The 12,025-nt window shown below is 61.1% G+C and carries 7 protein-coding genes; all 7 read left to right on the forward strand.

What is annotated here, in order from left to right; all coding sequences use genetic code 11:
- The first annotated feature begins 785 nt into the window (after positions 1 to 785).
- Positions 786 to 1,400 (forward strand): peptide deformylase, encoded by a 615-nt coding sequence (gene def, locus J3R75_RS14830; RefSeq protein WP_307263039.1) that lies wholly within the window; start codon positions 786 to 788, stop codon positions 1,398 to 1,400.
- 112 nt (positions 1,401 to 1,512) lie between these two features.
- On the forward strand, positions 1,513 to 2,397 hold the full coding sequence (locus J3R75_RS14835; protein ID WP_307263042.1) for a hypothetical protein: 885 nt from the start codon (positions 1,513 to 1,515) through the stop codon (positions 2,395 to 2,397).
- Positions 2,398 to 2,449: 52 nt separating this feature from the next.
- Positions 2,450 to 3,073 (forward strand): hypothetical protein, encoded by a 624-nt coding sequence (locus J3R75_RS14840; RefSeq protein ID WP_307263044.1) that lies wholly within the window; start codon positions 2,450 to 2,452, stop codon positions 3,071 to 3,073.
- A 180-nt stretch (positions 3,074 to 3,253) separates the two neighbouring features.
- A complete protein-coding gene (ileS, locus tag J3R75_RS14845) occupies positions 3,254 to 6,406 on the forward strand; it encodes an isoleucine--tRNA ligase (protein ID WP_307263045.1) in 3,153 nt (1,050 codons plus the stop codon).
- 82 nt (positions 6,407 to 6,488) lie between these two features.
- Positions 6,489 to 8,717: a hypothetical protein gene (locus tag J3R75_RS14850; protein WP_307263046.1), complete on the forward strand. Its 2,229-nt coding sequence runs from the start codon at positions 6,489 to 6,491 to the stop codon at positions 8,715 to 8,717.
- An 84-nt stretch (positions 8,718 to 8,801) separates the two neighbouring features.
- Positions 8,802 to 10,727: a two-component system sensor histidine kinase NtrB gene (locus tag J3R75_RS14855; RefSeq protein WP_307263048.1), complete on the forward strand. Its 1,926-nt coding sequence runs from the start codon at positions 8,802 to 8,804 to the stop codon at positions 10,725 to 10,727.
- Between the two features lie 103 nt (positions 10,728 to 10,830).
- Complete coding sequence (nagA, locus tag J3R75_RS14860) at positions 10,831 to 11,973, forward strand: N-acetylglucosamine-6-phosphate deacetylase (RefSeq protein ID WP_307263052.1); 1,143 nt, start codon at positions 10,831 to 10,833, stop codon at positions 11,971 to 11,973.
- The last annotated feature ends 52 nt before the right edge of the window (positions 11,974 to 12,025 follow it).

Below are 12,025 nucleotides of genomic sequence, written 5' to 3' on the forward strand. Positions count from 1 at the left end.
GATATCTCCGTAGTTGTAGAGTCGGCACGAGGCAACGCCGCCTTTGTACCGACAGTGACGACCGGTGGCCCGCTGCGCGCGCAGTGGCCAGGCCCGCCTGGCTGATTCGTGAAGAGGGCACAATATAACATGCAAGCTATACATGACAACCCTGGCAAGACCCGGAAGGCAAAAGTCGGGTAAGTGGTCAGTGATGGATAACAGTCGGTCCAAGAGGACGCCTGGGACCGATGGGACTAATTGACGGCGGCGCGCGCTGGGGCGAGGACTCACGGACTCATGAGGCATGATCCCATGGATTGGATCGTGGGGACTTTCTGGACCGTGGAGACTGACTCCCGACGCATTGGACTGATTGGGGACCGGTTGGACTCCTGGGCGCGCCGCCGTCTCGGCGCAGCAGCCGCCGGGTCCACTGGGTCCACTGGGTCCACTGGGTCCACTGGGTCCACTGGGTCCACCGAGTCCACCGTGTCCACTGGGTCCACCGAGTCCACCGTGTCCACTGGGTCCACCGGGTCCACTGGGTCCACTGGGTCCACTGGGTCCACTGGGTCCACTGGGTCCACTGGGTCCATGCGGCTGCGTGTGGCGGGTCTGGAATTGTGTCTTTTGATCTTGCGAATCGCTAGGGACGGGCTAACTTATGAGTTTGTTCTGGTGACGGTCCGCGGGGGCCGCGTCATGTATGTCATGAGCCGGATAGTGGACTGGATTTGGGTTTATTCTGTCGGTCGGGCGGATTGTTTCCATGCCCTGGTCGGCGGTTGGATAAAGGACTGCTGATGTTTGATTTTCTGCAAAAAGCGAAGCCTCGGCGCATGCGCATTGTGCGCCACGGTCATCCAGCGTTGCGCAAGCGTTCGGAGCCGGTGACGGCGATCACCCCCGAGTTGGTGGCCTTGGCCGAGCGGATGATTGTGACCATGCAGGAGAACGAGGTTGTTGGTGTTGGCTTGGCGGCGCCGCAGGTCGGAGTGAACATCCGCCTGATTGTGATCGACACCCGGTCGGAAAAAGATGATTCGGATCCGGCGGTGCTGAGTCCCGGTGAGGCGCTGTTGAATCCGCGCATGCCCCTGGCGCTGGTCAATCCCGAGATTGTGTCGAGTTCGGCAGAGACCGAGTGTGCTGGCGAGGGCTGTCTCAGTGTTCCCGACGTGTCTGGCGAGGTCACCCGGCCGGCGCGCGTGATCCTGCGGGCGAAGTCACTTGCCGGTGAAGAGTTGCAGGTCGAGTGTGGTCATCTACTGAGTCGCTGTTTACAGCACGAAATTGACCACTTGGACGGCGTGTTGTTCATCGACCGTATTTCAGCGGAAGAGCAGAAGATCGCCGCGCCGACTCTGGCGCGCATGGAGAAAGCCGAGCAGCGGCGCCTGGCGAGCCGCCAGCGCTGAAGTGCCAGGTTTGGCTTGAGGCGGGCGGCTTTTGACTTGCTGTAGGCACTTGGTGGTGTCTGACGTGGGCGATGTTGGAGAGACATGTGTATAGATGCAGGACGAGGATTCAGTGAAAATTGCGGATGACCAGTGGCTGGCGGAGCGCGTACCGTATCGCCGGGTGTTGCTGGCGCTGTTTTTGCGTCCCTACATTGCCTTTTTATCCGTGCGTGAACAACGTCGCTGGGGCAAAGCTCTGCTGGTCCTGCTGTTGTTGGCGTCGCTGGGCGGAGTGGTACGAATGTTATTCAAGCTGCCGGACACGGTGGCGCTGGTCGGGGATATCTCCGGGAAGGTCGCGTCAGTTCTTGGGGACCTCTGGCTGGACGATGGACGTCTGCGCTGGTCGGCGGACGTTGAGCTGCCGCTGGTGATTACGGCTGATGGCTGGCGGGTGGACATACTGGCGCCAGGCGCCGAACCGCCGGCATTGGCTTTGCGTGCAGGTCGCGAGGAGCGCGGCTTGATCCTGCGCAGCGAGCGCATTGACATGTGGGTGCGTGAGGGCAAGAGCGTTCAGATCGTGCCGCTGCTGCCGCCTGAGAAACTGTCGGCGTTGGGGGAGCGCCTTGGTGCAGGCGAGGGTAAGCGCCTGGCTCCGGGCGAGCTGGTCGAGTACGCCCGCACCATGACCTTTCTGATGTCGCCATTCATCGCCCTCTTTTATGCGCTGGTGCTGATCAAGCCGGTGTTCATCTGCGTGTTGATTTTTGTGGTCACGTCGCTGCTGTTTCATCCCGAATGGCGGAGCTCGCCGGGGGGGCTGCTGGCCGTTGGCCTGAACTGCTGCATACCGCCCTTGACCACGGGCATTGTCTATTCATTCCTGGACCTTCCCGGCTGGGATTTCCAAAGTATCTTTATGCTGATTTTTCTGATTTACCTGATCTTTGTTTTTTGGGACACTCGTTCCTACCTGCGCGAAACTGACAAGCCGGAGAAAAACGACTTCTGAGCAGGCAGTCGTCCACAGCGTCGAGACCATCGCGGTACATGAGGACAGGCCTATGAATGATGACATCCAGAGAGCAAAGTATTTTTTGCAGGACGTGGGCTACTGGTGCAAAGACACGGCGGTGATGCTCAGCCGGCGTTTTGTGAAGGCCGAGATTGAGACGGATCCGTTGTTGATCATCGCCATCGTGCTGGTGGTGGTGTTCTTCCTGGGGTCGGCGTTCTGGGCGGTGTCCATCGCGACCAGCCGGCGTCATAATCCAGTGATCGCATTCCTACTTGGCCTGCTCCTGCCGTGGGTCTTTCCGGTGGTGATCCTTTTTGCCCTGGATGTCAAGGGCGAGCGCGCCCGTCGGCGCGAAGAGGCCAAAAAGCAGAAGGAGCGGGAGGAAGCCGCGGCCCGCAAGGCCGCGGAAGAACGCCGGGCAGCCGAAGAAGCCCTGGCCAAGGACTTCCATGCCAAGTGGACGCAGAGCTACTTTGAGAAGATTTCGCGCCGGGCCGACGGCAGTCCGGCGGGGCCTTTCGCGGTTGATTTTGCCGGCCAGGCGTTGCGGGTGGAGCAAATTGTCGAGGTTCTGCCGACGCTGGTGCTGGTTGAGTTCCTGAACGAGCGCGGTGAAACCCAGCGCATGCGCATACCCTTTGCGAAGATTGACCGCTGGGAGAACTGCTGAGAGTGGCGCGGCAAGGTGCCGGCAGCAGTGGTCGGAGTCGGCCTCGCGGCCGTTTTTTTCGTGAATCTGCCTGTCGCCGGGCAAAGGCTTGGCGCTGGGCATGACACTGAGTAATGACAAGAGCGCGGCAGCATGGCTGCCCTGAGAATCCGGCTATAAGGGCCGAGGAGACGGAACACGATGTTTGATGCGGTTGACACGAATGCGTCCTTTGCCAAGATGGAAGAGGTGGTGCTTGCCTATTGGGAGCATGAGCAGATTTTTGCGCAGTCCCTTGAGCAGCGGCGCGGTGGTCAGCCCTACGTGTTCTACGACGGCCCGCCCTTCGCGACGGGCCTGCCCCACTACGGCCATTTGCTGGCTGGCACAATCAAGGACGTGTTTCCCCGCTACCAGACCATGCGTGGCCGTTATGTCGAGCGCACGTTTGGCTGGGACTGCCACGGCCTGCCCATCGAGGCTCTGGCGCAGGACAAGCTGGGCTTGGCGGGGGCACCGGCCATTCGCGACTGTGGCGTCGACGTCTTCAACGAGCAGTGCCGATCGATGGTGTTGCGCTACGTGAAAGAGTGGCAGCAGACGGTCAACCGCATGGGCCGCTGGGTGGATTTTGAGCACGGCTACAAGACCATGGACAGCACCTTCATGGAGAGCATCTGGTGGGTCTTCAAGCAACTCTGGGAGCAGGGACGCATTTACCGCGCTCACCGCATCATGCCCTACAGCTGGAAATTGAATACGCCGCTGTCCAACTTCGAGGCCAACAGCAACTACCAGGACGTGCAGGACCCGGCGGTGACCGTGCGCATGAAAATACTGGACCGGGATTTTCCCGGCTGCGCGGGCCTGACGACCTACGTGCTGATCTGGACGACCACGCCGTGGACGCTGCCGGCGAACCTTGCGGCTTGTGTCGGGCCCGACATTCGCTACTGCGTCGTGCGGGACGGCGACAGCAACGACGCGTACATCGTGGCCAAGGAGCGGCTTTCGGCCTATTACAAGCACGAGAGCGAGTACACAGTGCTGCACGAGTGCGCGGGCGCCGAGCTGGTCGGCTGCCATTACGAGCCGATCTTCCCCTATTTTGCCGGCCATGCCAACGCCTTCTGCATTTTGAGCGACGGTTATGTGACGACGACGGACGGCACGGGCATTGTCCATCAGGCGCCGGCCTACGGCGAAGATGACTACCGGGTCTGCCGGGCGGCGAACATCGAGCTGGTTGATCCGCTGGACGACGACGCGAATTTTCTGCCGGTGGTGGCGGATTTCGCCGGCGTGAACTGCAAGGAGGCCGACAAGGCCATCATCCGCATGTTGAAGCAGCATGGCAAGCTGGTGCAACAGTCGACGATTGTGCACAGCTATCCCTTCTGCGAGCGTACGGATACGCCCTTGATCTACCGGGCGATTGACGCCTGGTACGTGAAGGTGGAAGACCTACACGAGCGCCTGATCAAAAACAATGCGCAGACGCGCTGGATGCCCGATTTTGTGGGCGAGAAGCGTTTTGCGAACTGGCTGGCCGAAGCGAAGGACTGGAATATCAGCCGCAACCGTTTCTGGGGGTCCTGCATACCGGTGTGGATCAACGTCGAGGATCCGGCGGATACCATCTGCGTGGGCTCCATCGCGGAGCTGGAAGCGCTGTCGGGGCAGAAGGTCAGCGATTTGCACAAGCATTTCATTGACTGTATTGAGATTCGCCGCGACGGCAAGCTGTACCGGCGCACACCGGAGGTCCTCGATTGCTGGTTTGAGAGCGGTTCCATGCCCTATGCGCAGCATCACTATCCCTTCGCCAACCGCGAGAAGGTGGAAGGGGCCTTTCCGGCGGACTTCATTGCCGAGGGGCTCGACCAGACTCGTGGCTGGTTCTATACTCTCATGCTGATATCGACCATGCTTTTTGACAAACCCGCCTTCAAGAACGTTGTGGTCAACGGCTTGGTGCTGGCGGAGGACGGCCGCAAAATGTCCAAACGCCTCAAGAATTATCCTGACCCGCGGACGGTGATTGACAGTTACGGCGCGGACGCGTTGCGCCTGTGTCTGCTGGCATCGCCGGCGGTGCGGGCGGAGGATTTGCGCTTTAGTGAGGTGGCGGTGCGCGAAGTGATGCGGACGGTGCTGATACCCCTGTGGAACGCGCATTGTTTCTTTGTGACCTACGCCCGAGTGGATGGCTGGGTGCCGCCAGCGGGGCAGGCCGCGCCGCCCGCAGCTCCGGAGAACGTGCTGGACAGCTGGGTGCTGTCGCGCTTGAGTGCGACGGTGCAGGACGTGCGCAGCGCGCTGGACAACTACGACCTGCAGCGCGGCGCGACCCGCTTTACCAGTTTTCTTGACGATCTGACCAACTGGTATATCCGCCGCAGCCGGCGGCGCTTCTGGAAGAGCGACAACGATACGGACAAGGGCGACGCCTACGCGACGCTGCATTACACGCTGGTGACGCTCTGCCAGCTGGCGGCCCCTTTCACGCCTTTTATCACCGAGACGATCTACCGCAATTTGCGTACGGACGCCATGCCGGCGTCCGTGCATCTCTGCGATTACCCGGAGGTGCAGACGGCCTATTTGGACACGGCGCTCAATGAACGCATGGCGCGGACGATGTCGGCCGTGTCGCTGGGGCGCTTTTTGCGGACGCAGGCCAGCCAGAAGATCCGTCAGCCGCTGGCCTCGGCGGTGCTGGTGTCGGCGAAGGCGGCGGTGCGCGCTGATCTTGAGCAGATGGCGTCGGTCGTTGCTGAGGAACTCAATGTCAAGGCGGTGCTGGTGCAGGCCGACGAAGAGTCGCTGGTGTCTTTGAGCGCGAAGCCCAATCTGAAGCGGCTCGGGCCGAAACTGGGTCCGAAGATGAAGTTGGCAATGCCGGCGATCGCGGCGTTGTCGAGCGCGGATATTGCCAGCCTGCGCCAGGGCGAATCCCTGGCCTTGACGCTTGCCGACGGCACGGCGCTGACGCTGAGTGAGGACGATGTGCTCATCCAACGCACGGAGAAGGAAGGCATGTGCGTCGCCAATGAAGGCGACATTACGGTTGCCCTCGACACCCGACTGACCGCTGAGCTGATCCAGGAAGGCAACGCCCGGGAAGTGGTCAGCAAACTGCAGAATCTGCGCAAGGAGCTGCATTTCGAGGTCACGGACCGCATCCACATTTGCTACAGCGCGCCGGTGGCGCTGAGCCGGGCGATAGAGGCCGAGTCGGCTTATATTTGCGCCGAAACGCTGGCGTTGTCATTGACGGCGGGTGACTGTGCTGACATGCACGCTGTGGATATCAATGAGGTCCCGGCCCGCTTCCACCTGCGCAAGGCTTGAGCAGGAGTATCCAGTGCTGACTGTCGGCGCGGTGGGCAGTCAGCCGCGTCGTGAAGATGGCGCGAAACAAAGGAATAGCATCATGGCAGTGAACTATATTTGCCCGCAGTGCGCCGCCCGGCTGACTCTGAATGCGCCGGTGCCGAAGCTCAATTGCCCACAATGCCGTACGGCCATGACCGTCGATACGCGTGATGAGGCGGCTACCCCCGCCGCGACCAACAACGCCACGGTGGCCGGTGCCAAGCGCGGTCTGAAGATTGCCCGGCCGGTGAATGTCATTGACAACGCGAACAAGCCTTCGGCGACGTCGGCGACGCCGGCTCAGCAGACGGGCGCCGTGCCGCCAACGCCGGCTCAGCAGACGGGACCGGCGACAGTGCCACCGCCGGCTCAGGCGCAGCAGACCGGTCCGACAGTGGCAGCGTCCATGTATGCGGCGGCCCCGGCGATTAGCGTCGGCGCGAGCGTGGGGCTGGCACAGGAGATGGAACGCCTGGTGGAGACTTCACGGCAGCAGGCCGCCAAGGAAATGGAGCTGGCCCGACAGGGGGCGCGCCTGCAGGCTGAGCAGGATCGCCAGCAGCTGCTCAAACAAGCCGAGGCGGAGCGTCTACAGTTGCTCAAACAAGCCGAGGCGGAGCGGCAGTCCATTCTGAAACAGGCGGCCGATGAGCAGCAGGCGTTGCTAGCCAAGGGTCGGGACGAATGCGAGCAGATGCGCCAGCAGGCCATCACCATGGCCAAGCAATTGGTGGCCAAGATGAAGACCGAGGCCGAGCAGCAGCTGGCTACAGAACTGGCCAAGAAACGCGCCGATGGCGAGGCCGCCTGCCTGGAGCAGATCAAGAAAATGGCTGTTGACGCCAAGGCCAAGGCCGCGGAGATCAGCGCCAAGGCCGAGGCGGATGCGGCTGCGCTGCTGCAGAAACACCGCGACCAGTGCGTCGAGGAACAGCGCAAGCTGGAAGAGCAAAAAGAACAGATCAAGAGGCTGATCCTGGAAAAGGCAGCGGCCCTTGATGCCGAAATGAAGGAAAAACGACGCCAGGCCGATGCCGACAACGAGGCGTTGCGCAAAAAGACCAAGGACGAGATGGACGCTCTGCGCGCGAAGGTCACGGTCGCTCTCGGCGAAATGACCGCCCGGAAGACCGAGCTTGATCAGCGCGCCAGCAAACTCACGGAAGGCGAGAAAGCCCTGGCGGAAGCGCAGAAAGCCCTGGTGGAAAAGGAGAAGCGCGCGGACGCTTTTATCGCTGCCGGCAAGGACGGCGTTACTGGCGCTCTGCCGGCCAATGCGGCGGTACTGGCCAAGGAAAAAGCCGAGCTGGCCGAGATGATGAAAAAAAGCCAGGAAGAACGCGAACAGCTGGAAAAAGAACTGGCCGAAAAACGCCTCGCTGCCGACAAGGCTGCGGAGAAGGTGGTCAAAGACGCCGAGCGGCAGATGCAGGATCGTCTGAAGGTGCTTGAACGCCAAGTGATGGAGAGCCGCAAGACCGCCATTGACGACTTGGCCGGCGAGCAGAAACGGCGCCTGCTGGGGCTCAATGGGCCGATGCTGCTGCTCTTTTATGCCCTGTTCATGGCTCTGAAGAGTAGCGGTATGCTGGCGATCATCTCCTGGCTGGCAGTGCTGGTGGCCGCCGCCTTCATGGGCTTTGCCCTTTACAGCATGCGCACGGCACTGGCCATGCTGAAGAAAAAGGCAAACGCGACGGCCCCGGAAGCCCCGCCCGTGCCACCGCCAGCCGGCGCTGCCAAGCCGGTGATGGTACCTGCCATGAAACCCGCTGCGGGACTCAAGGGCAAGAACGACCGGGGCAAAAAAACGCTCCTGCCCCAAAAATCAACCGCGAAGACAAACGGCGACGACTTACCCGACAAAGATGGCGGTGCCGAAACAGCTCGGGATAATGCCGCCGCTGATACCCGCAACGACAGCGATACGAGCGGGGACAAGAAACCCGCCGACGCCAGCGCCAAGGACGGGGACAAAGCCCCCGCTGACGCCAGCGCCAAGGACGGGGACAAAGCCCCCGCCAACGCCAGCGCCAAGGACGGGGACAAAGCCCCTGCTGACGCCAGCGCCAAGGACGGGGACAAAGCCCCTGCTGACGCCAGCGCGAAGGACGGGGACAAAGCCCCTGCCGACGCCAGCGCCAAGGACGGGGACAAGAAACCCGCCGACGCCAGCGCCAAGGACGGCGGCACTTTGCCGTCAGTTGCGGCGAAGACTGCTGCAGCCGTGGTGACGTCGTCTGGTGGTCAGGCTGGCGGCGACGGGATTTCGGTCAACAAGTCCTGACGCTTCGTTATCATAGTGTGCGTCCAGCATGATTTGGGCAGCACGGGGTGTGTTTCGCGATAACCCAGATGGGCAGTGACGAGCATGTTCAGCGCCTTGGTAATCTTGTTGCTGGAATTGACGGCGTTGGCCGTCTTTGTGATGATGTTGCACTGCCTGCGGCGGGTGATAGGCATTGTCCCGTTGTATCTGGTTCTTGGGACGCTGTTCATGCTGGGGCAGGCCACGTGGATTCCCGAGCTGGTTTTGGACGTCACCCCGAACATCTGGGACACCCTCAGCTACGGCCTGCTGCTCATCCCCGTGATGAGCATGTTTCTGGTGATCTACGAGACAGAAGGGACTACGGAGGCTCAGCGTTTCATCCTCAGCATGATGGTGCTGGGTATTGGTTTTTTCTTTACGACCCGCCTGTTGTTCAGCCATTACAGCGTGGATTCTGGTTTCAAGTGGTACGACGATTCCGACCCGTTTATGCTGGTCATGAGTTTGCAGCAGGGCATGATCGGCCTGACTTTTCTGCACCTGCTGCTTTTTTTTCTGCTGCCGATTCTCTATCAGACCATGCGCAATCGGCAGATGCCGGTGCTGTTCTGCTTTTTCGTGAGCATGAACATGTATCTGATGTCAGCGGAGTTGCTGGTGCGCTTTTTAAGCCGGAACGAGGCGGCGGATGTATCATGGAGCGTCGAAGCCGGCCGTTGTCTGGTCGTGACCTGGATTAGCGTCTTGACCTACCTCTACCTGCACCTTGGCCGGGCCTTGCGCATCGAGCGCCGCATTGGCGCTTTCGGCATCGTCATTGATCTTTTCAAGCACTTGCAGAGCACCAATCAGATGCGGCAATCGCTGGCGGAGTGGGCCGGGCGTTACCAGGCGGTCTTTGACAATAGCAGCGAACTGATTTTTTTGCTTGACGAGCACGGCATGGTCCTCAATGCCAACACGGCCGCCATGTCCACCCTCCATCTGCTGCTGACACAGCCGGACTTCGTGCTGGCCAGTCAGGTCCTCGATGCCAACGACAAGCCCTTTGTCTGGAACGACGAATGGCAGCGGTTATGGCGCGGTAGCGAGGACAAAAAAGTCGTCATGTTCACCAACATGACCCTGCTGCTGCCCGATGGCCGCCGCCGCGACGTGGACTTCAATCTCTCCCAGGCATGGGTGAATGAGAAGGCCATGGCGGTGCTGATCATGCACGACATGACCGAGCAGCGGGACAAGGAGCGCGAACACCTGAAACTCGAAGAGCAGCTCATGCACTCGCAGCGCCTGGAAGCCGTTGGGCAGCTCGCCGGCGGCGTCGCCCACGACTTCAACAACCTCCTGCATGGCATCCTCGGCAGCATTGAGATGCTCAGCCGGCAGGACCTCACCCCGGCGTCACGAGCCATGCTTGGCAATATCGACGCGGCCAGCAAGCGTGCGGCCGAGTTGACCAGCCAGCTGCTCGGTTTCGCCCGCAGAGGCAAATTTCAGGAAGAGCTGCTGGACCTGAGTGCATTGATCACCCAGGCCGGAACGCTGTTCAATACCACCGCCAAGGGGATCGCCTTCAAGACTCTGCTCGACCCCGAGCCGATGATGATCTACGGCGATGCCGCGCAGTTGCAACAGATCATCCTCAACCTACTTTTCAACAGCAAGGACGCCGTGGCCGAACTCAGCGGCGAGAAGCGCATCGTCTTGCGCGCGGAACAGGCTCACGAAGACATGCCGGAATGGGACAAGCGGCCCCAGCGCGACGCGAAAGCCGGCGATTTCGTCTGCATCAAAGTGCGCGACAATGGCTGCGGCATCCCCCCGGCCTTGGTCGGCCATATTTTCGATCCCTTTTTCACCACCAAAGGCCCGCACAAAGGAACCGGCATGGGGCTGGCGATGGTCTATGGCTGTGTCACCCACCACCAAGGCTGGCTGGATGTAAAAAGCCAAGTCGGCCAGGGAACCGAATTCACCGTCTTTTTACCCAAAGCCCGCAAAGGCAAGAAGGTCGGTGAGCGTTAGTGTAGATGATGTCTGACAAAGCGCTCCCGCCGGGACCTGTCTGGTTGACTTGCGGCGAATGGCGCCGGCTCGGCCAGACCGAAGAATAAGCAAGGAGGACGAGATGTCACTGTTAATCCAGCATGCCCACGTGATTTCCCCCGATGTGGATCTGCCCGATGCGGCACTTGAGATAGCCGGCGCTAAGATCAAGCGGGTGATCCCCGCCGGGAAGGCCCTTCCTGCCTGTTCCGAGACCTACGATGCCCAGGGCATGCGCGTGGTGCCGGGCTTCATCGACACGCATTGCCACGGTGGCATGGGGCACGACGTCACCAGTGAAGATCCGGCGGCTATGCCGATCATCGCCGAGGCCAAGTTGCGGGAGGGCGTGACCTCCATGTGCCCGACAACGCTGACGCTGTCCGAGGAGATGCTGGCGAAGAGCCTGCGCAACATTGAGGCATACCGCCGTTCGCCCAGCCACGCGAAGATACTCGGCACGCATTTGGAGGGGCCCTTCATCAATCCCGAGTGTATTGGTGCGCAGAACCCCGCCTACGTTCGCAAGCCCGACATGAAGGAAGTGTTGCGGCTGTGCGAGATTTCGCCGGTGTCGCTGGTCACCTACGCCGTAGAAATGGCCGGCAGTCTGGAACTGACCGAACAGCTGGTGGCCGCCGGCATCTGTCCGAGCTGCGGTCACACCAACGCCACCTACGCGCAATTCCAGGCTGGCCGGCAACGCGGCCTCAAACGCTTGACCCACTTCTGCAATCAGATGACCAAGCTGCATCATCGCGAAGTCGGCATGGTCGGCGCCGGTCTCTATGACGACGACGTGGCCATCGAAATGATCTGCGACAAAATACATCTCTGCCCCGAGATGATCCGGCTGGCCTTCAAGGTCAAGCCCATTGCGAAGATCCTGCTGATGACTGACGCCATGGAGGCTACGGGGCTCCAGGACGGCAACTACCACCTCGGCGGGCTGGCGGTGGTGGTCAAGGACGGCGCCGCGAGGCTGGAATTCAATGGCGCGCTGGCTGGCAGCACCCTGCGCTTCAATGTCGCGCTCAAGAATATCGCCGAAGTCACCGGCAAGCCCCTCTGCGAGTTGATCCGGACGACCTCGCTTAACCAGGCCGAGTCACTGGGAATCAAGGGCCTCGGACGGTTGGAAAAGGGCTACGCCGCCGATATTACCGTGCTTGACGACGATTATGCGGTGCGGGCCGTCTTCGTCGATGGCGTGAGGAAGGTCTAAACCCGACACGCCAGGGCGCCGCCGACCACTGGCGTCGCCCGGCGGCACCAGC

Origin of the sequence: Oligosphaera ethanolica (assembly GCF_030814695.1) — a bacterium.
Lineage (GTDB): Bacteria > Verrucomicrobiota > Lentisphaeria > Oligosphaerales > Oligosphaeraceae > Oligosphaera > Oligosphaera ethanolica.